Origin of the sequence: Vreelandella janggokensis (assembly GCF_031451615.1) — a bacterium.
In the GTDB taxonomy this organism is placed as follows: Bacteria; Pseudomonadota; Gammaproteobacteria; order Pseudomonadales; family Halomonadaceae; genus Vreelandella; species Vreelandella janggokensis.
Map to the genome: position 1 here is coordinate 288,995 of NZ_JARWAJ010000001.1, position 24,687 is coordinate 313,681.

The window sequence follows — 24,687 nt, forward strand, 5'->3', positions numbered from 1 at the left end:
GCCCTCATGCAGGTGTGGTGTCGTAAAGAGGCAGCGTGATTTCAAAACCGGCGCCGCCTAAGGGGCTGTTGAATACGCCGATTGTGCCGCCATGGTCATTGATAATTCGGTGTACCATCGAAAGGCCTAACCCACTGCCCTGGCCAACGGGTTTAGTGGTAAAGAAAGGATCAAATACTTGCTGATGGTGTGAGGTGGGGATACCAGGGCCGTCATCCTCAACCCATAAATGAAGTTCGTGTTGCTGCTGCTCGGCACGGACACGGATGTGGCGAACGCCTTTGGCCTGGGCCGCATTGCGCAACAGGTTGGTAATTACCTGAATAATTTGCTGCCCGTTGGCCAGCAATGTGGGCGTTGGGCGGGGCAGGTGGGTTTCCAGATGCACCCCGCGCGGCTCCAGTTCGTCTTCCACGAGGGCGCTGGCATTGTGCATCAATTCGTCGAGGGGCTGTTGGTCTTTTTCAACGTTATGCTGGCGGCCCAGTTCCATCAACTGACGGACAATCTCGACGATCCGCTCCACCTCGCCACGAATACGGCTCAACCGGGCACGCTCGTCGTCGCCGATGACGTCACGCCGAGCCAGCCGCTGGGCCTGACCGTTGATCACGGTCAGTGGTGCGCCGATTTCATGAGCAACGCCTGCCGCCAGGACGCCCAACTCGGCAAGTTTCTTCGATTTACGCAGTCGTTTTTCGAGCTCGATTTCGCGCTGTTGTCGATCTTCGATGTCGTGATCTTTCTCGGCCATGGCATCCAGCATGCCGTTAAGCCCTGACGCCAGCCGTCGGTATTCCGCTGGCCCTTCAATGTTGGCGCGCTGACTACGGTCACCTTCCTCGACGCGCTGCATGACCATCAGCAAACGATTCAAGGGCCGTTCGATATACTGACGAAAACCCCACCAGATACTCAGCACAATGCCCGCGGCACCGAACACAAAGACCAGACCGGCCACGATGCTGAGAAACCCGGTATAGTTTTCGATGCCGGTATTTAAACGGTTGACCTGCAGTACGCCACTTATCTCACCATCGGGTGTGCGCAGCGGCTTGAGGGCCGAGTAGTAGGTCCAGCCTTCAAACTGTCGGTAGTCACCGTAAAGTTCGTCGTCCGCGATCACCTGCTGGATCTCCTCGCGGCTAAACAACTCGCGGCCGAGCCCCAGGCCGTAGACTTCCCGTCCATCGGTATCGAACACATAGGCCCCGTAGATGCGATGAAAAGAGAAAGCGGCCTCCAGGGCTTCCTCAAGCGACGCGTCACTTTCCCGGGCAACGGCGTAGCCAAGCGTTGTACTTAGCGCATGGGTGATCATGTCGACTTCATTCTGCAGCTTTGAGCGAACGTTATCTTCCATGGATTTGATCGCCACCAGGCTGAATACCACTAAGACAATGAATAGCGGGACGATGACGGTCAGAATGATCAGATTTCGTAAACGCATGCGTTAACCGGGGTTATGAAACGTCAATAGGTGATTGGCCGTTAGTCGGCGGGGCGTAAGCGATAAAGCCCACCATTGGCGGCATCTGTCAGCAGGTAAATAGCCTCGTCAGGCCCCTGATGCACGTCGCGGATGCGACCAATCTCGCCATCAAGAATAATTTCGTGGCTAGCGACTTGATTATCTTCGATATGCAGCCTGACCAGCTGTTCACTGCTCAGACCGCCCGCCAATAGCTGGCCTTGCCAATCGCCAAAGGCACGACTGGTGACTTCTGCCAGCCCCGACGGCGCAAACCGGCCTTCAAATACGTACACCGGGTCAACCATACCGGGTTTGGATGTTTCGCCGATCGGTTCGTTGGTTGCATAGTCATTGCCCCGGCTGACCTCGGGCCAGCCGTAGTTTTCACCCGCCATCAGACGATTCAGCTCATCGCCGGTTCTGGGACCATGTTCCGTGGCCCAGGCCTCGCCATCCTGTCGGACCACCATGCCTTGAATGTTGCGGTTGCCCTGGGTGTAAATTTCATCAAGCGTGGACGCATCGCCCACAAAGGGGTTGTCGTCGGGTGCGTCGCCGGTGTCGGTCAGGCGCAGTGTAGAGCCTGCGTGATCGTCATCAGCCTGGGCACGGGTCGGCTCTTGACCGCGATCGCCAATGCTCATCAGCAGGGTGCCGTCCGGCAGCCAGGCAATGCGTGAGCCGTAATGGCGCCCTGGTGAGGAAGCGCGATCTTGAGCAAACAGATGTTCGACATCACCGAGCTGATCACCTTGCCACTTGACACGGGAAAGCGCGCTGCGACTGCCGCCCTCTGCGGGTTCGCTCCAGGTGAAGTAGATCCAATCGTGATCGTCATCGCCAAATTGTGGATGCAGAGCAATATCCAGCAGGCCACCCTGGCCGCGCTGGCTTACCTCGGGTAATCCATCGAGGGCACGTGGTTCGCCACCGTCGGCATCAATGACATTAAGTTGTCCCGACCGCTCGCTGACCAGAAAACGACCGTCCGGGAGTACGGCTACCGACCACGGGTTTTCTAGACCACCGGCGACCTTTTCGATCGAAAAAGCCAATTGGTCAGTCTCAACGCGTTCCTCAATCATTTCGGCGGCGCTGACAGGGGCACTGGCGAATAACCCAAAAAGAACAGCGGTCAACCAGCGCTGACGGAATACATAGGCAGATAAGCGGCGCATTGGGGCTCTCCCAAAAGGTGGCAGATATTAGGCGCGTTTAGCAGAGACGCTTTTGGGGCCGAGAGGTTCCCTGTTGACGTCCTCAGCTCACGGCATCAGCCAGATGAGTAACAGCGGGAGATAAATCAATGCCAGCAGGGTGGAACAAAACACCAGGCTTGCCACATAGGCGGGTTCACGCTGAGAACGTTGGGCAAACAGGTAGTTAAATACCGCGACCGGCATGCTCATTTGCAGCACCAAAATCCCCTGGGCCAATGGGGGAAGCCCCATCAGGTCGGCAATCAGCCAGGCTGCCGTTGCGGCGAGCGGAATGCGGACCAGACTGAAACCGAGGCCCGAACGTAGGTTTTTGACCTTAATGCTGGCCAGTGACACGCCAAGGGTGATCAGCATCAGCGGCACGGTAAAGCCCGACATCAAATCCACGCTGTTCGCCAACCAGAGCGGCAGTTCGGAGTCCGTCAGCAATAGCGCCATGGCAATGGCGATCGCGTAGACCGTTGGCGTCTTGGCGAGTGATTTAAGCGGATTCCCCCGGCTGGCCAGCATGGTACCCACGGTAAATTGAAACAGGGACACCGTGACCATCACGGTAATACCGTACACAAAACCGGCACTGCCAAAGGCGTAAAGCACTACCGGTAGCCCCATGTTGCCGGTATTGGGGTACATCATGGGGGACAACAATACACGCCAGTCGCGGCGCAATAATTTGGCGACAAAAAACGTTGCCCCGGCCATGCAGATGATGACCAGCGCGGTTGAGAGCATGGTGCGGCCAAAGGTACTGGCATCTATTTCCGCCCCGGCGAGCGATGCAAGCACCAGCGAGGGGGTCCCGATATTGAAAACCAGTCGGGTCACAAAATCGACCGGATAGGGGTGGCCCAGTCGTACCCAGGTAAACCCCAGGCCAGCGCCCGCCAGCACAGGGGCCATTACCGCAAATAGTTCCGCCAGCATGGCGCGTCCTTGGCAATGAATGGCCGACTATTGTGAATAGGTAGCGGACTAACTGGCAAGTCGTTAAAGCAAAACCTAAGCCGCGGCCTCGTTGTGCTGCCATTGGCGGGGCAGTGTCTGGCGCAAAAATGCCAGCAGCGCCTTTACGCGCCTGGGCTGGTAGCCATAGGCGTAGAGCAGCGTGATAGGCAGCGGCGCTGGCTGCCAATTGGGCAGGCAGGGCGTCAGTTCACCGGGATGGTGGGCCTCGCGTTTGTCGGCCAGCCAGTGAGGCAGCAGGCCGATCCCCTTGCCGTGGGCGATGGCATCCAGGTGAAGTGCTGTCATATCCACCCGCAAACGTGAGCGGGGCGGATAAAAGTGGTAATTGCCGAGGCTTTCATGATGCAACAGCAAGCCATCCGGAGTCGTGCTCAGCAGGTCGATCCAGGGGTGGTCGGCGAGATCGCGAGGGTGTTCAAGCAATGGTTGCTGGCTGAGGTACGAAGGACTGGCATAGAGGCCTCGTGTCAGACGACCCAGGGGCTCCTGGTGGAGGCCATTTTCCGGCACTGGCCCGAGGCAGACGTGGACACAGTGGCTATTGAGCGAACTGGGCGGTGCTTCCCGGGTACGCATCGTTAGCTCGATTTTAGGGTAGCGGGCCATGAAGGTTTCCAGGGCCTGACCCATCCAGCCTCTTGCCAGCGCGCTGTGAACCTCCAGGGTGACCGTCCCGCTGATATCTTCACGCAGCTCTGCCAGTGCTTCATGGCTGCTTGCCGCCAGTTTCAGCATGTCCTGGCAATAGCGATGGAAGACAAGCCCGGCCTCGGTAGGCAGCAGCCGATTGGCCTGGCGACGCAGCAGCGGTTGTTCCAGACGCGCTTCCAGATGGCTGATACGCCGGCTCAGGGTGGATTTGGCCAACCCCAACTTGCGAGCGCTGCGCGTTAGGCTGCCGGATTCCATTACCTCTGCAAAGGCTTTTAGTTCGTCGAAATCATGCATGGGGTACACCGCAGGAACGGGGGGAAACGGACGTATTGTGCCAGCATTCACAGAGAATAAAAATTATTGTGATTTGTGTTGCGGTTATTTGAACATGCTGTTCCAACCCGAGAGGGGCTAAATTGTGCAAGAATTCAGATGCTAATGGTTCTTATTAGTTTTTGTTTTTGGTTAATTGATTACATAGCACGCCACTGGGGACCCCGCATGTCGAAACATTTATACAAAACCTATCTGACCACCGCCATTGCCGGTTTGGTAACACCACCACTACTCGCCCAGGAAGCCGATTCGTTGGAGAATATGGTCGTTACGGCGTCAGGTTTTGAACAGCAGGTCGTTAATGCGCCAGCTTCTATCAGTGTGTTAAGCCGTGAACAGCTGGAGGACGGCCACTATCAAGACGTCACCGATGCCCTACGCGATGTACCTGGGGTGATCGTGACCGGCGGCGGGGCAGGCGATAACGGAAAAGATATCACCATGCGGGGCATGCCAGCGCAATACACATTGATCCTGGTGGATGGCCGTCCACAGAACTCACGCGAGTCTCGCCCCAACGGCAGCGCCGGGTTCGAGCAGGACTGGCTGCCGCCACTGCAAGCGATCGAGCGCATTGAAGTGGTTCGTGGGCCGATGTCGACGCTGTATGGTTCCGATGCCATTGGCGGGGTCATCAATGTGATTACCCGCAAGGTGGCTGATGCCTGGCACGGCAATGTGCAGCTCGACACGGTGCTACAGGAAGATAACGATTCCGGCGATAGCCGCCAGGCTAACGTCCACCTGAGCGGGCCGCTGATCGAAGACCGTTTGGGCCTGCAACTGTTTGGGCGCACCTCGCAACGCGACGAGGACAATATCGTTAACGGCTACGAGGAGAAAAACCTGCAAAGCGTCACCGCGCGTTTGAGTCTGGCCGCGAGTGACAACCATGACGTCACTGCCGAGGCGGGCATCACCGAGCAGGATCGCACCTCACTGATGGGCAACTCAGCTCCGTCGGAGGGCTGCCGCGGTGGCTGTGAAGACAGCTTCAACGATTACACCAATGAGCACGTAGCGTTGACCCATGACGGGCGTTTTGAGTGGGGCACCAGTGAAACCTTTGTGCAGCGTGAACGTAGTGAAAATACGTCGCGAGATATCGAAATCACCAACACCACAGCGAAAACCAGTGCGGTGGTGCCGCTGGGCATGCATATGCTGACGGTGGGGGCGAGCTATGAAGAAGAGTCGCTTGACGATGGCACCACCAATCAGATTTCCGACCGTACGACGATTGAGCAACGTCAGTGGGCGCTGTTTGTCGAAGACGAGTGGATGCTGACCGACGATGTCGCGCTGACCGGCGGCTTGCGCATGGACGACGATGAAAACTACGGCAGCCACCTGAGTCCACGGCTCTACAGTGTGTGGAACATGACCCCGGAGTGGACCCTGAAAGGCGGTGTCTCCACCGGCTTTCGCTCGCCCAACCTGCGTGAAATTACCCCTGACTGGGGGCAAGTCAGCCGCGGTGGTGATGTCTACGGCAATCCGGATCTGGAACCCGAGACCTCGCTCAATAAAGAAATTGGGCTTCATTATGCATCTGCAGCTGGTTTAAGCAGCAGCGTGACGCTGTTCCATAACGACTTTGAAGATAAAATTACCCGCATCGCCTGCCCGGAAGGGGTCTGTGCTGATGAACCCAACCAGTTTGGCAGCGACCCGACTTACCGTGTCAACGTCGATGAAGCGGTGACCCAGGGGGTCGAAGTAAGCCTGGCGGCGCCGCTAAGCGAGGTGCTCGAACTCACTGGCAGTTATACCTATACCGACTCAGAGCAGAAAAGCGGCGAGTATAAAGGCGAACCGCTGACCCAGCTTCCAAGCCACCAGGTATCGGCCACGCTTGATTGGCAAGTCTCCAGCAAGCTCAGCCAGTGGACGAAGGTGACTTATCGCGGTGAGGAGACCCAGCCCAACACCGGGCCGTCGCAGGATGCAACGGTGGCCCCGTCCTATACCTTTGTGGACACGGGGATCGGCTACCAGCTGACCGACAATACCAAGGTGAACGCCGGGATCTACAACCTGTTCGACGAAGACATCGACTACGATGAGTACGGCTACGTCGAAGACGGTCGCCGGGTTTGGTTGGGGTTGAACGTGGCCTTCTAACCTTTGGTGAGATAATCACAGTGCTAACGCCATAAGCAAAGCGGGGAGCCACGATATAAAGTGGCTCCCTGCTTTTGTGTATGGCGTCGAGGGTTAACCGGTCATCGCCTGCCAAGCCAGGCGAACGGCCAGCAGTGTCAGAACCCAATTGAAGATATGGGCAAAATGGCGCTCCGGCATGTACTTCAAAATGCGCAGGCCCGCCCAGGTGCCGATGGCACCGCTTGCGATCATGGCGGCCGCTAGCGGCAGCCAGGGGGCAAGGGAAAAGCCCGCCTGCTGAAAGACCGCGATTTTAATGACGTGCTGCAAGCTCATGACCGCCGCCAGCGTCGCGACGATCGTGAAGCGTTGATGATAGAGCTGCTTGAGATAGGCACCGATCAACGGGCCGGTCGCCCCGACAAAGAGCGTCAAAAACGTTGTGAGGGTAGCCATCAAGAGGGTTCCTCTCCGGCCCATGACGATTCTGGGGAGTGACGGGCCCCAGCATAAATACACAATAAAGCTGGCAATGCTCAAATAGAGGAGATCAGGGGGCAGGGAAATCAGCACCAGGCTACCAAGCAACGCACCCACCGCGGCACCGGGTAAAAAAGTGACAACCATCTGACGGTCAATATCACGCCAAAGCATCGCCGCCCGGTTGGCGTTGGAGCCTAGTTGCACCATGCCATGCAGCGGGATAATGGCCTGGGGTGGAACGACCTGGGCCATGATGCCCAGCAGCAAGACACCGCCGCCGGCGCCCAGGCAGGCGGTGAGCAGTGAGGTCAGGAAGGATGTCCCTATCAACAGACTCAATACGAAGGGCGATAAGCCATTAAGTAAATGTTCCAGTGAACTAACTCCTTGATCAGTACCCGCATGCTCCCGTTACCAAGGCCCCATAACCTAGCAGATATTGCCTTATGACTGCCATGGCGGTTATCTCCAGGCTGAAAATAGTAGCGGCGGGGCGTTGCGTGGAAAGGAACACACCATTCGCCTGAATCTTGATGAAAGTGCTTTTGATAATCGTTACTATCCATGCCTTTCTAACCAGCGAGGCATAACGTATGCGAGCTAACATACTGCGCGTCGGCATTGTGGGACTACTGTTGAGTGGCTTATGGGGAGGCGCCGCCCAGGCACGCACCCTGGATACCGCTTTTGGCGATGTGGAAGTCACCGGCACTCCCGAGCGTGTGGTGACGCTGTACGAAGGCGCGCTGGATGCCTCGCTGGCGGCGGGGGTAACCCCACTGGGCGCGGTGACCACCCGCGGTGGTGATAACGTCGCCGAGTATGTGGAAGCGCATTTGGGCGATGAGCGACCCGCCATCATGGGGGTGGTGCGCGAAATCAACATTGAGGCCGTGCTTGAGCAGCGCCCGGATTTGATCCTGGCGCCCGCTCGGCTCACTGAAGAGCAGTATCAGCTGCTTTCGCGCATTGCCCCCACCGTGGTGCCGCCCACTCAGCCGATTGCTCCGGATAACTGGAAGGACGAAGCGCGCCTGTACGGCAACGCCCTTAATCGCCAGGACGCCATCGAAGACGCCATCAGCGCCGTTGACCAGCGCGCCGCGGAATTAGCGAGCGCTCTGGAAAACGCGGGCGTCGGCGGCACGGCCTTTGTGGTGCGCTGGATGCCGGGCGGGCCGATGGTCATGTCGAAAAACCTGTTTGCCGCCGGGCTGCTTGATCAAGTGGGCCTGACGGTGGAAGACGCCGGGCTGGTGGGCGAGCGGGGCGTGCACAGCGATGTGCTGAGCCTTGAAAACCTCTCCCGGGTAGATGGCGACTGGCTGTTTTTGGCCACGCTGAATAAAGACGGACGGGAAGCGTTGGAAGCTGCCAAGCAAAGCAGCGCCTTTACGCGGCTGGACGTGGTACAGCGCGACCAGGTCGTGCCGGTGAATGGCCAGCTATGGTCGAGCGCCAACGGCCCACTGGCGGCCCAGGCGATCCTTGACGACATTGAAGCTGCCTTGTTGCCGTGATGCCGCTTCGCGTCGCCCGTCAACGAACGCAGATGACGTTACTCCTCACCGCCCTTGTGGCGGTGAGTCTCGTGAGCCTTCTGATTGGCGCCGGTGAAATTGGGCCGCTGCGTGCGCTGGCGGTGCTGGCCGGTAGCCAGGATAGCGACGCGAGCTTTGTGGTGTGGCAACTGCGGGCGCCGCGCACCTTGATTGGCATTGTCGTGGGCATGGCGCTGGGTGTCGCGGGGGCGCTGTTGCAGGCGGTGTCGCGTAATCCGCTGGCCGAACCCGGCCTGCTGGGCGTCAGCGCCGGGGCGGCGTTTGCCGTTGCGCTGACATTGGTGATGGGGGCCAGCGCCGCAACGCTGCGTATTTCGGTTGCCCAGTTGGGGGCTTTGGTGGGCTGTCTGTGTGTGCTCAGCGTGACGCGGGTGCGTGGGGTTGGCAGTGATCCTGTACGGCTGGTGCTGGCCGGGGCGGCGTTTTCGGGGCTGTTGAGCTCGTTGACCTCGCTGATGCTGCTGTATGACCAGCGCGCGGCGGATGAAATCCGCTTTTGGGTCATCGGCAGCCTCTCCGGGCGACGCCTGGACGACCTCGCCGCAATGCTGCCCAGCATGCTGGTCGCCGCCGTCGCGGTGGTGTTAATGGCACGCCCGCTGGCGGCGTTGGCGCTGGGCGAGCGGGCGGCCTCAGGGCTGGGCCATCACCCCGGGCTGATTCGTTGGTGCGTCGTGGCCTGTGTGGCCTTGCTGGTAGGGGGCGCCACGGCAATGGCTGGGCCCATTGCCTTTGTCGGCTTGGTGGTGCCGTTTGCCGCCCGGGCGATGGCCGGTCCGGACATTCGCCGTACGCTATGGTTTTGCTTGCCGATTGGGCCGTTGATGGTGTTGGCGGCAGATATGATTGCCCGCGTGGCGGTGGCGCCGTCGGAACTACCGATTGGTGTGCTCACCGCGCTGTGCGGCGCGCCGGTGCTGGTCTCGGTGGTCCGCGCCAGGCGGCTACCGTCTTTATAACCTCTGGCGTTGGCTTGTCATGAACTCGAAAACAAGTGACTTTTCCACATCGACCTTTGTGCCTGAACGCCTTCCACAGGCGGTGACCGCGCCGTCGGGCTACTGGCGTGTTGCATGGCGTTCCCCATGGGGGAGCGTCTGCAGCGTGCTGATTGAGCAACGTGCGCTGGTCGTCAGCACGGGGTTGTGCGTCGCCCTGCTGTGCGCCGGTGTGCTTTATTTGAGCCTGGGGAGCATGGCGCTGCCGGTTAGCGCCGTACTGCCAGCGCTATTCGGCCGGGGCGAAATGATCAGCGTGTTTACCGTCCAGGAACTGCGTCTTCCCCGGTTGGTGGCGGCCTGTTTGACCGGGGCGGCTTTCGCGCTCGCCGGTGTGTTGATGCAAACCCTGGCGCGCAACCGGCTCGCCACGCCGGGGATTGTCGGTATTGATAACGGTGCGACCGCGTTTGCTGTGGCCTCGGTGGTGGGCATGGGTGTCTCGCTGGCGCCACCTGCCATGGCGCTGGCGGGGGCCGCCACGGCCGCCGCGTTGACCTTTGGTCTGGTGGCGGGCGGCGGCACCCAGGGCTATCGGTTTATCGTCGCGGGGATTGGCGTGGGCGCGGTGTTTGGTGCGGTGACGCAACTTATGCTGGCGCGGGTGGCGATCGATACCGCCAACGCCGCTTACCCCTGGACCGTCGGGTCGCTGAATGCCCGCCCCGGTGACGCGGTTGGCTTGCTTGCCGTTGGGTTGGGCGCGGGCGTGATCGCCGCTTGCGTCGTCGCGCGTCCGCTATCGCTGATGCGCTTCAAGGACGCCACCGCCTATGGGCTAGGCGTCAATGTCAAAGCCCGCCGCTTTCAGGTGCTGATGCTCTCGGTCGTATTGACCGCGCTGGCAGTTGCGGTGGCTGGCCCCGTCGGCATGGTCGGGCTGATCGGCCCGGAAATCGCCCGTTCGCTCTCCAGCTCACGCCAGGTGCCCCTACTGGCGTCGACGCTTGCGGGGGCGTTGGTGATGGTCCTTGCGGATCTCGCCGGGCGTACCCTGCTTGCCCCGATTGAAATTCCCGTCGGCATTGTCACCGCGGTGACCGGCGGCCCTTGGCTGTTATGGATATTAATGCGCCCGCAACGGAGCCACGCATGACGCAGGTTGAACCATCGCCCACGCTGACCACCAACGCGCTCGACCTGAGCTATGGCCCGCGACGGGTTATCGCGTCGTTAGGCGTCAGCCTGCCCAGCGGCCGGGTGACCGCGATTGTGGGCCCCAATGGGTGCGGCAAGTCCACGCTGCTGTCGGGCCTTGCCCGTTTGCATAAACCCGACAATGGCACGGTGTTGTTGAGCGGCGAGGACATTCAGCGCCTGCCCGGCCGCGAACTGGCCAGAAAGCTCGCCTTGCTGCCGCAGGAGGCCGTCGCGCCGGAAGGGCTTACGGTCAGTGAACTGATTCGTTTCGGTCGCCAACCGCACCAGGGCTGGCTGCGCCAGTGGTCGGCGGAAGACCAGCGCGTGGTGGAACACGCCTTACACGCTGCGGGGCTTGAGGCATTGGCCGAACGGCCACTGGAAGCGCTTTCCGGCGGGCAGCGCCAGCGGGCATGGATCGCCATGACCATCGCCCAGCAAACACCGCTGTTGCTTCTCGATGAGCCAACCTCAGCACTGGACCTGGGCCATCAGATCGAGGTGTTCGAACTGGTACGCCATCTCGCCAGCCAGGGACGTACGGTGGTCATGGTACTTCACGATCTGGCCAGCGCCTGCCGCTACGCGGATCATCTCATCGCCCTGAATGACGGGCAGATTGTCGCCCAGGGAGCGCCGGCAGAGGTCGTTACACCGGAACTGGTACGTGCGCTTTACCAGGTGGACTGCACGCTGATTATCGACCCCGATACCGGTAGCCCTTTGCTTGCCAACGTGCGCCGCGCCTGTTCCTGAGCCCGATTTCCAAGCGTTGTCTACAAGCCCCAGCCCCATGACAATGATTGGAAAATGCTACGATAGGTCGCATACCTCGACCCCTAACCGCTCAGTAAGGAATACTTGTGGCTTCTTCCACGCCTCGATCTCAAGCTAATGGTTCCCCGAATCAGAGCTTTCAGGCGCTAATGCGCCTTTTGCGCTACGCCAAGGGCTACCGGCGGCGGATTATCGCCGCCACCGTTTGCTCCATCATCAACAAGCTGTTCGACATCGCCCCCGAGATCCTCATCGGCGTGGCGATCGACGTGGTGGTCAACCAGGAACAGAGCTTTGTGGCGCGGTTAGGCTTTGAGACGCCCCAAGAGCAGATCACCATTCTCGCCGTGCTGACGTTCTTTATCTGGGCGGGGGAGTCGCTATTCGAGTACCTGTTCCAGATCCTCTGGCGCAATCTGGCCCAGCGACTCCAGGCGGATATGCGCCAGGACGCCTACGAGCATGCCCAGCGGCTGGATATGGCCTTCTTCGAATCGAAAAGCTCCGGCCAGCTGGTCGCCACCATGAACGACGACGTCAACCAGTTGGAGCGGTTTCTCGACGGCGGCGCCAACGCGCTGATTCAAGTGGGTGTCACCGTGGTGGCCGTGGGCGCAGTGTTCTTCGTGCTCTCGCCGCTGATCGCGCTGCTGGCGTTTACGCCCATTCCGCTGATCATCTGGGGCGCGTTTTACTTCCAGCGCAAAGCCGGGCCGCTCTACAGCGACGTGCGCGAAAAGGTCGGGGACCTGGGAAGCCGACTTTCCAATAACCTGAGCGGCATTGCCACCATCAAGAGCTTTACCAGCGAAGACCGCGAAGCCGAGCGCCTGCGCGACGCGAGCGAAGCCTACGTTGATGCCAACCGCCGGGCGATCCAGGTGAGTTCCGCGTTTATTCCCGTCATCCGCATGGCGATTCTGGCAGGCTTTCTGGCCACCTTTACCGTCGGCGGCATGATGGCGCTGAACGGCTCGCTCAACGTGGGTGCCTACGGCGTGCTGGTGTTTTTGACCCAGCGCCTGCTGTGGCCGCTGACCGGCCTCGCCCAGGTGATCGACCTGTTCGAACGCGCCATGGCCAGCACCAAGCGGATTCTCGACCTCCTGGAAGAGCCGATTACCGTGAAGGACGACAGCGCCACGCCGCTGGCCCAACCCGTCCAGGGCGAAGTGCGCTTCGAATCGGTGAGCTTTCATTACTCGGCAAGCGAAGTCGGTGTTGACGGGATTGATCTCCACGCGCCTGCCGGGCATACCCTGGCGCTGGTCGGCGCTACGGGTTCCGGCAAATCAACGCTGGTGAAGCTGTTACTCCGCTTTTACGACCCCGAAAGCGGGCGGGTGCTGATCGACGGCCAGCCGGTCATGGACGTGAGTATGCACTCACTGCGCCAGGCGATTGGCCTGGTCAGCCAGGACGTTTATCTGTTTGAAGGCAGCATTCGCGACAATATCGCCTACGGCAAGCCGGACGCTGATGACAATGCGATTATCGATGCGGCCAAAACCGCCGAGGCGTGGAGCTTTATCGAAACCTTGCCCCAGGGGCTGGACACGCCGGTAGGCGAGCGGGGCGTGCGGCTTTCCGGCGGCCAGCGTCAGCGGCTCTCGCTGGCCCGGGCGCTGCTCAAGGATCCGCCGATTTTGGTGCTGGATGAGGCCACCAGCGCGGTGGACAACGAGACTGAGGCGGCCATTCAGCGCTCGCTGAAACGCATCGCCCACGGGCGCACGGTGATCATGATTGCCCACCGGCTATCCACCATCGTGCACGCCGATGAAATCGTGGTGATCGAAAAGGGTCGTGTGGCCGAGCGCGGCAACCATCAAAGCCTGCTGGCGGCCAACGGCCACTACGCCGCCCAGTGGCGGGTGCAAACCGGCGAGGCCGAGATGGGAGACGCCGACACTATAAGCGCTTAACGGTTAACTAGCCGCGCATCGAGCGTGACCGGCACGTGCTCGTCGATCTCCTGATAGCCCAGCAGCGAGAGTACGCTGCGCAGCGTCGCGTTGGCCATCAGTGCGCGGCCATCCAAGACCATGGGTTCGGCGTGGGTGACGCGTACTTCATTCAAGCCCTCGCGGGTGAAGCGCAGCGGGACGGCTTCTTCCTGGTTGACCATGTCGCTTTGCAACCGGAATGTCAGCGTTTCAACCAGCGACTCGCCAATGTCCAGCGCGTCCAAGCGTTCCGGTGGCATTTGCGCCACCAGCGTGACCAGGGTGGTATTGGCCAGCATCTCGGCCCAGGTGGGCAGTTCGCCAAACCGCGTCAGCATATCCGTCTGGCTGAGCTTGAGCGGCAGGCGCAGCGTGCCATCCTCGGAAATATCGCCCTGCAGGTCGCGTACCTGATGGTGATGGGTTTGCGGTTCATCGCCATTCAGTTGGGTAATGGAGGCCTGCACGTTCGAGCGGTCAGGGTCCAACTGCCAGTCCGCATGCGCTGGCACCGCCAACAGCAGCGAAAAAAGCGCCATCAATGCTTTCAAAGCGTATCTCCTTATCAAGGGCCTTTATTAAAAGGGCTTCCCTCAAGACCCGCTAAGCGTCAAAAAGTGCCGCCTAAATGACAAGATAGCTCCAACGGGGGCTGGCCTCGTCCCACCACATTCGCTATGATATGCACGCCTTTCGGGCCCATAGCTCAGTTGGTTAGAGCAGGGGACTCATAATCCCTTGGTCGTCCGTTCAAGTCGGACTGGGCCCACCATTTTATATGCTTATTCTAAAAGCAGGGGGATTATGAGTCCCTTGGTCTGTATTTCCTTGACGCTCGTTTGAGCCCCATCTTACTTCCTTGATTTTCGCTCGCGCTTCCTGGCTGTTACGCCACAGGTTGGCGTGTATGATATTCGCCAATTAACGAATATTTACTTAGCGTGGGGAAGTACCTTGAACACGGAAAGTCACTCTCAATTAGCCGCTTTCATCTGGTCCGTAGCAGACCTGCTACGCGGCGATTTCAAGCAGTCGCAGTATGGGCGCATCATTTTGCCGTTTACCCTGCTGCGCCGCTTGGAGTGTGTTCTCGCGCCCACCAAAGCCGAGGTGTTGCAGGCCGCCGAGCAGCACCAAAACAAGCCGGAAGCGGTGCGCGAGAAGCTGTTGTTGCGCGCGGCGGACCAGCCATTCTTCAATGCCTCGCCGCTATCCCTGGGCACGCTCTCCGACACCCAGACCGCCGACGACCTGATGAGCTATGTGCAGTCGTTCAGTCAGAGCGCGCGGGAGATATTCGAGCATTTCGAGTTCGAAAGCTTCGTTCAGCAGCTCAGCGCCAATGATCTGCTCTTCAAAGTGGTGCAGCAGTTCGCGGCGATAGACCTAAGCCCGGCGCGGGTAAGCAACCACGGTATGGGCGGAATTTTCGAGGAGCTGATCCGCAAGTTTGCTGAAAGCTCCAACGAAACCGCCGGGGAGCACTTTACGCCCCGCGATATCGTCCATTTAACGACGTCTCTGGTGCTCACCGGCCAGGAAGCCAAGCTCAAGCCCAATAGCATCGTCACCGTGTATGACCCAACGGCGGGTACCGGCGGCTTTCTTTCCGAAAGCGACGAGTACATTCAGCAGGTCAGCCAGAACGTGACCGTCTCGCTGCATGGGCAAGAGCTTAACCCCGAGTCTTACGCAATTTGTAAGGGCGATATGCTTGTGAAGGGGCAGGCGGTCGAGCAGATAAAGCTGGGCAACACGCTCTCAGGCGACCAGCTAGCGGGCGAGCGCTTTGATTACATGCTTTCCAATCCGCCGTTTGGCGTCGAGTGGAAGAAGGTGCAGAAGCAGGTCACTGACGAGCACAAGCATCGCGGCTACGATGGTCGTTTTGGGCCCGGACTACCACGCGTATCGGATGGCTCGCTGCTGTTTTTGATGCACCTGGTGGCCAAGATGCGAACTCGCCAGGACGGCGGCTCGCGTATAGGCATCATCCTTAACGGCTCGCCGCTGTTTACCGGCGGCGCGGGCAGTGGGGAGTCCGAAATTCGCCGCTACCTGCTGCAGCATGATCTTGTGGAATCCATTATCGGCCTGCCCACCGATATGTTCTACAACACCGGTATTGCCACCTACGTGTGGTTGCTCTCCAACGACAAGCCTGCCGAGCGCAAGGGCAAGGTGCAACTGATTAACACCACCGGCCGGGCCAGCAAGATGCGCAAGTCGCTGGGCAGCAAACGGCAGTACATTACTGATCGGGACATTGACGATATAGTCCGGCTCTACGGCGCCTTTGAAGAAAACGACGAAAGTAAGGTTTTCCCGGTGGAGGCCTTTGGCTATCGGCGGATTACCGTCGAGCGGCCGCTGCGCCTGAACTTCGAAGCCAGCGCAGAACGCCTAGCAAAGCTGGACGACGAAAAAGCCATTCTGAAGCTGGATGATGCCGAGCAAGCCGCTCTCAAGGCCGCCTGCAAACAGCTTGGTGAACAGCGCTATACCAACCGTGACGTCTTCACCAAAGCGCTGAAAAACGCCCTCAAGGCCGAGGGGTTGAAGATTGGTGCCCCGGTGCAGAAGGCAGTTCTCAATGCCCTATCCGAGCGCGACTCAGACGCCGATATTTGCCTAGACAAGCAAGGCAATCCGGAGCCCGATACCGGCCTACGCGATAATGAAAATGTGCCCTACGACGAGTCAGTGTTTGATTACTTCGAGCGTGAGGTCAAACCCCACGTTCCCGATGCTTGGATCGATGAAAACAAGCGCGACGAACTGGATGGCCGCATTGGCATTGTCGGCTTCGAGATACCCTTTAACCGCCACTTCTACCAATTCACGCCCCCGCGCCCGCTGGAAGAAATCGACGCCGACCTCAAAGCCTGCACCGACAAGATCAAACAGATGATTCAGGAGCTATCGGCATGAGTTACCCCGCCTACCCTGAATACAAGGACTCCGGCGTTGAGTGGTTGGGGGAAGTGCCAGCGCACTGGAAGGTAAAACGCCTTAGATACGTTGCTGAGCTTAACCCTTCAAAGTCTGAAGTGCGCTCTCTGCCAGCCGAGAGCTACGCCAGTTTTATTCCCATGGAGGCCGTGGGAGATGATGGGTCGCTGTCACTGGACCAAACCCGACCAATAAATGAGGTCTTGGCAGGGTATACCTATGTTCGGGAGGGAGATGTCACCATAGCAAAGATCACACCCTGCTTCGAAAATGGAAAAGGGGCTGTCATGCGCGGCCTTAAGAATCACGTTGGTTTTGGCACGACCGAGCTCACTGTCATGCGGCCCAAGGCTGAGTTGACTACAAGCAATTACCTTTATCGAGTCGTTTCTTCCGAGCCGTTTCGAGTGCTCGGTGAGTCATCGATGTACGGTGCAGGGGGGCAGAAGCGGGTGCCGGATGAGTTTGTTCGGAATTTCACCATCGCCTGGCCTCCTTTTAAGGAGCAGGCTGAAATTCAGGACTTCCTCGACCACGAAACTGCCCGCATCGACGCCTTGGTGGAAGAGCAGCAGCGCCTGATCGAGCTGCTCAAGGAAAAGCGACAAGCGGTAATTTCGCATGCTGTCACCAAAGGACTCGACCCCGATGTGCCGATGAGAGACTCCGGGGTGGAGTGGCTGGGGGAGGTGCCTGAGCATTGGGATGTAGTCCGTATCAAGAACGTTTCGTCTTTCTTAACGTCAGGGCCCCGTGGATGGTCAGACTTTATAAACGATGAGGGGGAAGACATATTCTTGCAAAGCGGAGATCTAGATAATCATTTAAATATACTTTTTGACAAGGCAAAACGTATCACTACGCCACAAGGGGCGGAAGGGGTTAGAACACGCTTACAAAATAATGACGTAGTTGTTTGTATTACCGGAGCAAATACAGGCCGAGTAGCAGTTATTAATGAGGTGAAAGAAAGAGCTTATGTTAATCAACACCTTGGGTTGATTCGCCCTCATGCATCATTATTCTGCTCTCGTTTCTTAGGTTATTCATTAGCTTCAATTGGTGGGCAGACTTATTTCAATGTGGAGCAGTACGGATTAAAAGAAGGGCTTAGTCTTACAAACCTTGCAGAAGCGCCAACTACGTTACCTTCGTTAACCGAGCAAAGCGAAATTGCTCAACAGATTGATACTCAGCTTAACCACCTTGATGGTTTATCAACAGATGCTGAAGTGGCCATTAAATTGCTCCAAGAACGCCGCTCCGCTCTAATTTCCGCCGCTGTTACCGGCAAGATTGATGTTCGCGGCTGGCAGCCGCCAGCGGATTCTGCGGTGGCGACTGGTGAGGTCACTCAGATGGAGGCGGTATGACCCAACTTTCACCCGATACCCAGGAAATGCTCGATAGTCTTCAAACGGCCGTGGCTGAAACGCTGGAACGCAAGCGTCGCCTTGGTCAGTACGCGGTGTTTTGGGAGAACGGCAAACCTGTTTTCATTGGTGAGGATGCGCCGCACAATGACGACACAGCCTCCGATGATCAACAGCAGGCCAAGACTCGCCATTGATCAATTCTGAGTATTCCAATAAGTGTGTATAGCTAAATCGCAAAATGGCGAAAACGGCTAGCACTAACGGAGTTGATATGACACAGGGACGCAGCATTCGGCTGTTTCTAGTGGATGGCACGCCTAATGGCCTGCTTACCGCCGAGATTATGAACTGGACAGGGCATGTGCTGACAGGTCCGCGCAGCAGACTCAGCGAGTTAGTTCAGCGCCCCGAGTGTGGGAGAACCGGAATATACTTCTTGGTCGGTACTGATCCAGAGGGTGATTTACGCCCTTTGGTATATATCGGTGAAAGTGATGATGTTGCTACACGGCTTAAACAGCACAATCGACCTGAGGATAAAGGAGGCAAGGATTTTTGGGAGAAGGTATGTCTTATAACGAGTAAAGACCAGAACCTGACCAAGGCTCATGTGAAATACCTGGAGAGCTTGCTGATACAGAAAGCGGGTGCTGTAGGGCGTTGTAAACTAGCCAACGGTACGGCACATGAATATGTGGGACTTCCGGAATCTGATCGCGCCGATATGGCCTTTTTTATCGAGCAGGTTCGCACGGTACTTCCTGTTCTTGGTCTGGATTTTTTACGCAGCACTACAAAGATAACTCCAAGTTCTGGCCTTGAGCGTCCAGTACCCACCCAGCCAGAGCTAAACCAAAGCGTTTCAGCAAGCCCTAGGCTGAAGATGGAAGTTAAAAGACAAAATATTGTCGCCTTCGCTCAAGAGGTTGAAGGTGAGTTTGTCGTTCTTGAAGGCTCTATCGCCAGGGGTGAGTGGATAGACCTGAAGCACAACTATCGGCATCTCTATAAGCAGCTTTGTGATGAAGGTGTGCTGATGGACGATGGTAACGGGTTCAAGATATTCACGCGTGACTATGGCTTCACGAGTCCCAGCCCGGCCGCCGCCATTGTCGCAGGGCGTGCCGCTAACGGTCGTGTTGATTGGAAGGTAGAGGCCACGGGACAGTCCTATGCCGATTGGCAAGACCAGCAGGTCAATGCTGCGGCATCAATGCCGAATGAGGGCGATGATGGATAAGCCCCAGCAGCACCGCGATGCCGAGATCCAGCAGGCGATTGACCATTATCTCCAGGCACGCCAAGCCATTTTGGCATTAGGGCGCGAAGTGCCTGAGCGCATTGGCGGTAACGACAACATCATTGGCCGTATTGGTGAGTTTATTGGGCTCCGCTTTTTAGAAGCGCTTGGCCAACAGCCCTCAATGATGTCAGGTAGCTCAAACCCCGGTTTTGATTTGGAAGAGGGTGGCCAGCGAACCCAGGTTAAAGCCATCACCCACGAAAACCGTCGCGGCCGAAGTGTGCGTCTCACTCCCGGTTGGACTCAGTTTTTGCTTATGGAACTAGGCGAGCATTATACGCCGGAGCGGATTGGTGTACTTACATTGGTGCAGCAGGAGCGAGCAATGGAGGATGGCTTTGCTAAAATCGCCACGCCGATTGTTAGTTTAACGATGCTTGGCCCCAAGGGGCTCATTAGTCGCTATGGGCGGGTTTATAGCCGTGATGAGCTTAATGCGCTAGGTATCTGAAACCAAATAAGAAACCCCGCTATATAGCGGGGCTCCGAGTCGTCACGAGGATTAGCGATTGATCATCGTGCCGGGGCTGGTCTCTTTAACAAAATACTCACCTTCCATCGCTTCCAGCAATGACAATGAGTTGCGCGCCATGATAAGTCCCATCTTCGCGTGCTGGCGAATAAAGACCGTTTCGCCCGGTGATACGTCTACGTCAACGGATGCCCAGTTCTCTGCTTTTGAATAAATGGTGTGTTGACCCGGCTCTACGGGAAAGTAAATGTGCTCACTGCCGCGTGTATGGCCGACTTCTGAAGCGTCTTCTTGGTCATTCAAGAAAACATTAAAGCGAACCAACGTGCCTGTCATCTCTGGGCGAACCACATAGACCATGCCTTCATCAGCACTAGGCTGTTGCGGTAACTTAAAGCCCTGAAGTTCATTCTGTATATTCGCTGAAGAGGGAGCTTTGGCAGCACAGCCAGTGATAAGTGCCAGCGCAACAAACGCCAATAGCATTTTCCCGATCCCTTTAAACGTCATGTTCCCTACCATTTTTTTACTCCATAAGCGAGTTCCCACCCGCTGTCATATTTCAATCAATTGCCATAAGGGCGTTACGATGACTGCCGTTTCTTGTTATCCGAAGTTAACCGAAGCGAAGCCAAGCGTATATTAACCAAAATTCAGATAATGTCACTGAGGAAAAGGTGTCAGATGAACATGAAATTAAAAATCAACGCCTTAGGGGAAAGGGTAGTAGAACCCGTTTTTCCATTCTGTCTGGCTTCGTTGTAGTCTGTGCACATTGATTTAACTTCGGGGTGCTTATCGTGGCGGACAGCAGGGAAGGCCGGTTCCAGCAGGACATCATTGACGCCATGGCCGCTGATGGTTGGCGGGTTGGCACGGCCACTGGCTACGACCGCACATCAGCCCTCTACACTGAAGATCTGTTGGGCTATGTGCAGGACGCTTGGCCCGAGCGCTGGGAAAAGTTCTGCAAGGCCAACCCGCAAGCGTCCGAGCAAGTCTTCGTCCAGAAGGTGGTCCGCGAGCTTGAACGGGCGGGCACGCTTGAGGTGCTGCGCCATGGTTTCAAGGTGCCGGGGGTGGCGTTCGATCTGTGCAGCTTCAAACCTGACCACGCCATGAACCCCGAAGCACTTGCCCGCTACAGGGCCAATCGCCTGCGCGTGGTGCCGGAGGTGTCTTATTCGCCTCATGCGCAAGAAAAAGGCCAGGGCAGCCAAAGCTATAACCCACGTTTGGATCTGGTGCTGTTCGTCAACGGCATCCCTACAGCCACCTTGGAGCTGAAAAGCGAGTTCAAGCAGTCGGTAGAAAACGCCAAGCGTCAGTATCGTAACGACCGCCCGCTGAAAGACCCGATCACCCGCAAGATCGAGCCGCTGCTAGCGTTCAAGCGCGGCGCGCTGGTGCATTTTGCCGTCAGCCAGGCCGAGGTGGCGATGGCTACTAAGCTGGCGGGTAAAGACACCTTCTTTCTGCCCTTTAACCAAGGCACTGAGGGTGGCGGCGCGGGTAACCCACTGCCGGAAGACGAGAACCGCTATGCGACCACCTATTTGTGGGAGCGCGTGTTTTCACCGGATGCCTGGCTCAAGGTTTTGGGGCGCTTCCTGCACCTTGAAAAGAAGACCAGTGAAGATTTTTACGGTCGTCGAAAAACAAAAGAAACGCTTATTTTTCCGCGTTACCACCAATGGGAAGTCGTCAATCAGCTGGTAGCCACAACTCATCAGGAAGCGCCCGGTCAGCGCTACCTGGTTCAGCACAGCGCAGGGTCGGGTAAGTCCAACTCTATCGCCTGGCTGGCCCATCAGCTTGCTAATTTGTACGACGAAAGCGGCCAGCAAAAGCGCTTCAATTCGGTCATTGTGGTGACCGACCGCACGGTGCTCGATAGTCAGCTCCAAGACACCATTTACCAGTTCGAGCACGCCCATGGAGTGGTGTGTCCCATTACCCGCGATGTGGGTAACCAGAGCAAATCAGAGCAGTTGGCGGACGCGCTTGCCAATAATACGCGCATCATCATTGTCACGATCCAGACCTTTCCGGCGCTGTTTGATGCGCTGGACAAGCGCCCTCAGCTAGCCGAGGGCCACTACGCGGTGATAGCAGATGAAGCCCATTCTTCGCAGACCGGTAGTTCGGCCACCAAGCTCAAAGCGCTGCTGGCTGCCGCAGATGAAATGGCGGGTGATGATGAAGACATCAGCGCGGAAATGATGCTGGATGCGGCAGTGGCCTCGCGCCGCCCAAGCGAAAGCATTAGTTACTATGCCTTTACGGCAACACCCAAAGCCAAAACGCTGGAGCTTTTTGGTCGTGCGCCGGACCCCGCCTTACCGCCGAGCGCGGAAAACAAGCCTGAGCCTTTCCATCTCTATTCCATGCGCCAGGCAATCGAAGAAGGTTTCATCCTTGATGTGCTGCGCAATTACGTTACCTACAGTACCGCCTGGAAGCTCGCACACCCGGATGCCGAAGCGCAGGAGGTGGACGCCAAAGAGGCCTCGCGCACTCTGGCTAAGTGGGTGCGACTACACCCTTACAACATTGCCCAGCGTGTAGAAGTCATTGTGGAGCATTACCGCGCCAATGTGCGTCATCTGCTGGATGGTCAAGCGAAAGCCATGGTGGTCACTGCCAGCCGCCAGGAAGCAGTGCGCTATCAGCTCGCTATGCGGAAGTACGTTGAATCAAAAGGCTATACCGATGTGCACCCGCTGGTCGCCTTTTCGGGTACGGTGCTGCCTGATGAAGTGATCGTTGAAGAGGTTAGCGAATCTAGCCAGCTTCTCAACCCAGGTTTGCGAGGGCGAGATTTGTCGGATGCTTTCGACACCGACGATTTCAATGTGATGATTGCCGCCAACAAGTACCAGACCGGTTTTGATCAGCCCAAGCTGTGTGCGATGTATGTAGATAAAAAGCTACAGGGCGTGGATTGCGTGCAAACGCTCTCACGCCTCAACCGGCTCTTCCCCGGCAAGCAGACATTTATTCTCGACTTTTTCAACGAGCCGAAGGATATACTCGAGGCCTTTGCTCCCTATTACCGCAAGGCAACGCTGGCCGATGTCTCAGATCCTCAGGTGGTGTATGACATCAAGCGCAGCTTGGACGCCATTGGCATTTACCACTGGCCTGAGGTGGAGGCGTTCGCTACCGCCTTTTTCGACCCCAAAGCACCCTCGTCACGCCTGAGTTATCACTGCAAACCTGCTCAAGAACGCTTTAAAAGGCGCTATGAAGTGATCCTCGAACAGCAGGAAATATGGAAAGAGGAGCGCCGCCAGGCCGAGCAGAAGGGCGATGAAACAGGAGGCAAGCGTGCCGATCAGGAGTTGGAGGATGCAGGCAAAACCCGTGACGAGCTCGACCTCTTCCGCAAGAACCTGCAAAGCTTCGTGCGGACTTATGAGTTTCTCAGTCAAATCATTTCCTTTGATGACGCGGAGCTTGAGCAGCTCTGTGTGTTTGCCAAGCATCTCCATCCGCTGCTTCGCATCGATCGGTTGTTGGAAGGTGACCCTCTCGACGTAAGTGAGCTATCGCTGGATAGCTACCGGTTAACCAAACGCGCCGAACAGCAGCTGAATCTAGGCGAAAAAGAAGGCGACTATGGCCTGAAGCCTATTACAGAGGTTGGATCCGGCAAGCCTCACGATCCGGAAACCCAGCAGCTCAATGAGATTATCAAACGGCTCAACGACCTGTATGGCGCTGATATTAGCGATGAAGACAAGCTGCACTTTGCCAACGGCATTGCGGATCGCATCGAACGTGATGACGCTGTCATGGCCCAGATAAACCATCACGATGACCACCAAGTCATGCACGGGTTGTTTCCAAAACGTGTGACGGATGCCGTCATGGATGCCATGAACGACCATGAAAAGCTCACCATGCCGCTACTGGAAGATGAGGAAACCGGTAGGCAGTTTGCGCTATTGATTCTTAAGTTATTGTCAGGGAGGAGTGCCAGAGGTACGCAGCCGAGTTCGTGATGTGTTAGTTCCTGGTTTAAAAGTAGGTTTTCAATCTGACGCCGACGTCAGCATTGTGGCATACAGCGCTCGGTCGCCGGTATAGCACTCGCAGGCGGCGGCGATCAGGCCTGGCCGGTCAAGCACCTTGATTTCGCCGCGGTGATACCCTATCAGTCCGCGCTTCTGCAGGGCGATCGCCGCGGTGGTGATACCCGCGCGTCTAACGCCGAGCATCATGGCGAGAAACTCATGGGTCAGTCTCAGTTGATCGGAGCCCGCGCGATCCTGCGTCATCAGCAGCCAGCGTGCGAGGCGGGCCTCTATCTGATGAAAATGAATGCAGGCGGTGGATTGGGCCAGCTGCTTCATGACGACGTAAAGGTAATGCTTCAGCCGCTGATGCAAGACCGGGCTGTCGAATAGCTGGCGTTGGAAGTTGGAGGCGCTCATGCGGAGCGCCGAGCCCGCGCCTTGTACCAGGGCGAGCAACGGTGCCTCGGGGATGCCCAGCACCAGGGAGCTTCCTAACATGCCTTCGCAGCCCGCCATGGCCACTTCCAGCCGACTGTCGTTATCGATCACCACAATCAATGAAATGAAGCTGTCGATCGGGAAATAGACGTGGGTAATGGCCTCGGTGGGCTGCAGCAGCACGTCGCCAAAGGTGAGCTTGACGGTCTCGCAGTCGGCCATAAAGGCCTTTCGCTCGACGTCCGGGAGCCCCGCAAGCAGTTGATTGACAGCTGGAGTGTGCAAAACAGACGTCATGTGCCTCTCCGGTTACAAAACCTGGCAAACGGCACAATGAGGAACCTATCATTTCGATGTCGGCTGCAGATCGAGACGCCGTCATCAGATTATCTGACGGTACGCCTGAATATTAACATCCGGTAAATCACGCGTCGGCACGCTACCGTACATAACGCCGTCCTA

General features: G+C 57.5%; 20 protein-coding genes and 1 tRNA gene. 13 read left to right on the forward strand and 8 right to left on the reverse strand.

Annotated features, from left to right (window positions below):
• Window positions 1–4 precede the first annotated feature (4 nt).
• From QC816_RS01370 to QC816_RS01385, 4 genes are all read right to left on the reverse strand, one after another.
• A complete protein-coding gene (locus QC816_RS01370; protein ID WP_085917251.1) occupies window positions 5–1,450 on the reverse strand; it encodes a sensor histidine kinase in 1,446 nt (481 codons plus the stop codon).
• A gap of 41 nt (window positions 1,451–1,491) precedes the next feature.
• Window positions 1,492–2,652 (reverse strand): PQQ-dependent sugar dehydrogenase, encoded by a 1,161-nt coding sequence (locus QC816_RS01375; protein ID WP_199283879.1) that lies wholly within the window; start codon window positions 2,650–2,652, stop codon window positions 1,492–1,494.
• Window positions 2,653–2,739: 87 nt separating this feature from the next.
• Window positions 2,740–3,618, reverse strand: coding sequence for an AEC family transporter (locus tag QC816_RS01380; RefSeq protein WP_085917253.1), 879 nt, complete (start codon window positions 3,616–3,618; stop codon window positions 2,740–2,742).
• 75 nt (window positions 3,619–3,693) lie between these two features.
• Window positions 3,694–4,608 carry a LysR family transcriptional regulator gene (locus QC816_RS01385; RefSeq protein WP_264823567.1) on the reverse strand — a complete coding sequence of 305 codons (915 nt, stop codon included), beginning with the start codon at window positions 4,606–4,608 and terminating at the stop codon, window positions 3,694–3,696.
• A gap of 207 nt (window positions 4,609–4,815) precedes the next feature.
• On the opposite strand from QC816_RS01385, the gene QC816_RS01390 reads away from it, so the two are divergent.
• Window positions 4,816–6,774: a ligand-gated channel protein gene (locus QC816_RS01390; protein WP_309780623.1), complete on the forward strand. Its 1,959-nt coding sequence runs from the start codon at window positions 4,816–4,818 to the stop codon at window positions 6,772–6,774.
• A gap of 93 nt (window positions 6,775–6,867) precedes the next feature.
• Here QC816_RS01390 and QC816_RS01395 read toward each other — a convergent pair whose 3' ends face one another.
• Complete coding sequence (locus tag QC816_RS01395; protein ID WP_264823565.1) at window positions 6,868–7,569, reverse strand: sulfite exporter TauE/SafE family protein; 702 nt, start codon at window positions 7,567–7,569, stop codon at window positions 6,868–6,870.
• Window positions 7,570–7,832: 263 nt separating this feature from the next.
• On the opposite strand from QC816_RS01395, the gene QC816_RS01400 reads away from it, so the two are divergent.
• The 5 genes from QC816_RS01400 (at window position 7,833) to QC816_RS01420 (ending at window position 13,641) form a co-directional block, all read left to right on the forward strand.
• The gene (locus QC816_RS01400) at window positions 7,833–8,759 is read left to right on the forward strand and encodes an ABC transporter substrate-binding protein (protein WP_264823563.1); all 927 of its coding nucleotides are present in this window, start codon (window positions 7,833–7,835) and stop codon (window positions 8,757–8,759) included.
• Between the two features lie 32 nt (window positions 8,760–8,791).
• Complete coding sequence (locus tag QC816_RS01405; RefSeq protein ID WP_085917258.1) at window positions 8,792–9,760, forward strand: FecCD family ABC transporter permease; 969 nt, start codon at window positions 8,792–8,794, stop codon at window positions 9,758–9,760.
• 19 nt (window positions 9,761–9,779) lie between these two features.
• The gene (locus QC816_RS01410; RefSeq protein WP_309780624.1) at window positions 9,780–10,895 is read left to right on the forward strand and encodes a FecCD family ABC transporter permease; all 1,116 of its coding nucleotides are present in this window, start codon (window positions 9,780–9,782) and stop codon (window positions 10,893–10,895) included.
• Entirely contained in the window at window positions 10,892–11,695 is an 804-nt protein-coding gene (locus tag QC816_RS01415) for an ABC transporter ATP-binding protein (RefSeq protein WP_309780625.1), read from the forward strand. Before QC816_RS01410 ends, QC816_RS01415 begins: the two co-directional genes overlap by 4 nt.
• A gap of 170 nt (window positions 11,696–11,865) precedes the next feature.
• Complete coding sequence (locus QC816_RS01420) at window positions 11,866–13,641, forward strand: ABC transporter ATP-binding protein (protein WP_309780626.1); 1,776 nt, start codon at window positions 11,866–11,868, stop codon at window positions 13,639–13,641.
• On the opposite strand, the gene QC816_RS01425 is transcribed toward QC816_RS01420, so the two are convergent.
• Window positions 13,638–14,213: a hypothetical protein gene (locus tag QC816_RS01425; RefSeq protein WP_199283867.1), complete on the reverse strand. Its 576-nt coding sequence runs from the start codon at window positions 14,211–14,213 to the stop codon at window positions 13,638–13,640. The genes QC816_RS01420 and QC816_RS01425 overlap by 4 nt on opposite strands.
• Before the next feature lie 144 nt (window positions 14,214–14,357).
• Here QC816_RS01425 and QC816_RS01430 point away from each other — a divergent pair.
• The 6 genes from QC816_RS01430 to QC816_RS01455 all read left to right on the forward strand — a co-directional run bounded on the left by QC816_RS01430 (window position 14,358) and on the right by QC816_RS01455 (window position 19,744).
• A tRNA-Ile gene (locus tag QC816_RS01430) sits at window positions 14,358–14,434 on the forward strand.
• Window positions 14,435–14,616: 182 nt separating this feature from the next.
• A complete protein-coding gene (locus QC816_RS01435) occupies window positions 14,617–16,593 on the forward strand; it encodes a type I restriction-modification system subunit M (protein WP_309780627.1) in 1,977 nt (658 codons plus the stop codon).
• Window positions 16,590–17,987, forward strand: coding sequence for a restriction endonuclease subunit S (locus QC816_RS01440; protein ID WP_309780628.1), 1,398 nt, complete (start codon window positions 16,590–16,592; stop codon window positions 17,985–17,987). The genes QC816_RS01435 and QC816_RS01440 overlap by 4 nt, the downstream gene beginning before the upstream one ends.
• Entirely contained in the window at window positions 17,984–18,184 is a 201-nt protein-coding gene (locus tag QC816_RS01445; RefSeq protein WP_309780629.1) for a hypothetical protein, read from the forward strand. Before QC816_RS01440 ends, QC816_RS01445 begins: the two co-directional genes overlap by 4 nt.
• A gap of 77 nt (window positions 18,185–18,261) precedes the next feature.
• A complete protein-coding gene (locus QC816_RS01450; RefSeq protein ID WP_309780630.1) occupies window positions 18,262–19,230 on the forward strand; it encodes a GIY-YIG nuclease family protein in 969 nt (322 codons plus the stop codon).
• Complete coding sequence (locus QC816_RS01455; protein WP_309780631.1) at window positions 19,223–19,744, forward strand: hypothetical protein; 522 nt, start codon at window positions 19,223–19,225, stop codon at window positions 19,742–19,744. The genes QC816_RS01450 and QC816_RS01455 overlap by 8 nt, the downstream gene beginning before the upstream one ends.
• A 51-nt stretch (window positions 19,745–19,795) precedes the next feature.
• Here QC816_RS01455 and QC816_RS01460 read toward each other — a convergent pair whose 3' ends face one another.
• Window positions 19,796–20,287 carry a hypothetical protein gene (locus QC816_RS01460; protein WP_309780632.1) on the reverse strand — a complete coding sequence of 164 codons (492 nt, stop codon included), beginning with the start codon at window positions 20,285–20,287 and terminating at the stop codon, window positions 19,796–19,798.
• A 278-nt stretch (window positions 20,288–20,565) separates the two neighbouring features.
• Here QC816_RS01460 and QC816_RS01465 point away from each other — a divergent pair, with 278 nt between their 5' ends.
• Window positions 20,566–23,772 carry a type I restriction endonuclease subunit R gene (locus tag QC816_RS01465; RefSeq protein WP_309780633.1) on the forward strand — a complete coding sequence of 1,069 codons (3,207 nt, stop codon included), beginning with the start codon at window positions 20,566–20,568 and terminating at the stop codon, window positions 23,770–23,772.
• A gap of 30 nt (window positions 23,773–23,802) precedes the next feature.
• On the opposite strand, the gene QC816_RS01470 is transcribed toward QC816_RS01465, so the two are convergent.
• Complete coding sequence (locus tag QC816_RS01470) at window positions 23,803–24,522, reverse strand: Crp/Fnr family transcriptional regulator (RefSeq protein ID WP_309780634.1); 720 nt, start codon at window positions 24,520–24,522, stop codon at window positions 23,803–23,805.
• Between the last annotated feature and the right edge of the window lie 165 nt (window positions 24,523–24,687).

Excerpts from the sequence above, each read along its gene's own strand:
- QC816_RS01370 (WP_085917251.1), bottom strand. The coding sequence starts at position 1,450 with ATGCGTTTACGAAATCTGATCATTCTGACCGTCATCGTCCCGCTATTC.
- QC816_RS01375 (WP_199283879.1), bottom strand. The coding sequence starts at position 2,652 with ATGCGCCGCTTATCTGCCTATGTATTCCGTCAGCGCTGGTTGACCGCT.
- QC816_RS01380 (WP_085917253.1), bottom strand. The coding sequence starts at position 3,618 with ATGCTGGCGGAACTATTTGCGGTAATGGCCCCTGTGCTGGCGGGCGCT.
- QC816_RS01385 (WP_264823567.1), bottom strand. The coding sequence starts at position 4,608 with ATGCATGATTTCGACGAACTAAAAGCCTTTGCAGAGGTAATGGAATCC.
- QC816_RS01390 (WP_309780623.1), top strand. The coding sequence starts at position 4,816 with ATGTCGAAACATTTATACAAAACCTATCTGACCACCGCCATTGCCGGT.
- QC816_RS01400 (WP_264823563.1), top strand. The coding sequence starts at position 7,833 with ATGCGAGCTAACATACTGCGCGTCGGCATTGTGGGACTACTGTTGAGT.
- QC816_RS01405 (WP_085917258.1), top strand. The coding sequence starts at position 8,792 with ATGACGTTACTCCTCACCGCCCTTGTGGCGGTGAGTCTCGTGAGCCTT.
- QC816_RS01410 (WP_309780624.1), top strand. The coding sequence starts at position 9,780 with ATGAACTCGAAAACAAGTGACTTTTCCACATCGACCTTTGTGCCTGAA.
- QC816_RS01415 (WP_309780625.1), top strand. The coding sequence starts at position 10,892 with ATGACGCAGGTTGAACCATCGCCCACGCTGACCACCAACGCGCTCGAC.
- QC816_RS01420 (WP_309780626.1), top strand. The coding sequence starts at position 11,866 with ATGCGCCTTTTGCGCTACGCCAAGGGCTACCGGCGGCGGATTATCGCC.
- QC816_RS01440 (WP_309780628.1), top strand. The coding sequence starts at position 16,590 with ATGAGTTACCCCGCCTACCCTGAATACAAGGACTCCGGCGTTGAGTGG.
- QC816_RS01445 (WP_309780629.1), top strand. The coding sequence starts at position 17,984 with ATGACCCAACTTTCACCCGATACCCAGGAAATGCTCGATAGTCTTCAA.
- QC816_RS01450 (WP_309780630.1), top strand. The coding sequence starts at position 18,262 with ATGACACAGGGACGCAGCATTCGGCTGTTTCTAGTGGATGGCACGCCT.
- QC816_RS01455 (WP_309780631.1), top strand. The coding sequence starts at position 19,223 with ATGGATAAGCCCCAGCAGCACCGCGATGCCGAGATCCAGCAGGCGATT.
- QC816_RS01460 (WP_309780632.1), bottom strand. The coding sequence starts at position 20,287 with ATGGTAGGGAACATGACGTTTAAAGGGATCGGGAAAATGCTATTGGCG.
- QC816_RS01470 (WP_309780634.1), bottom strand. The coding sequence starts at position 24,522 with ATGACGTCTGTTTTGCACACTCCAGCTGTCAATCAACTGCTTGCGGGG.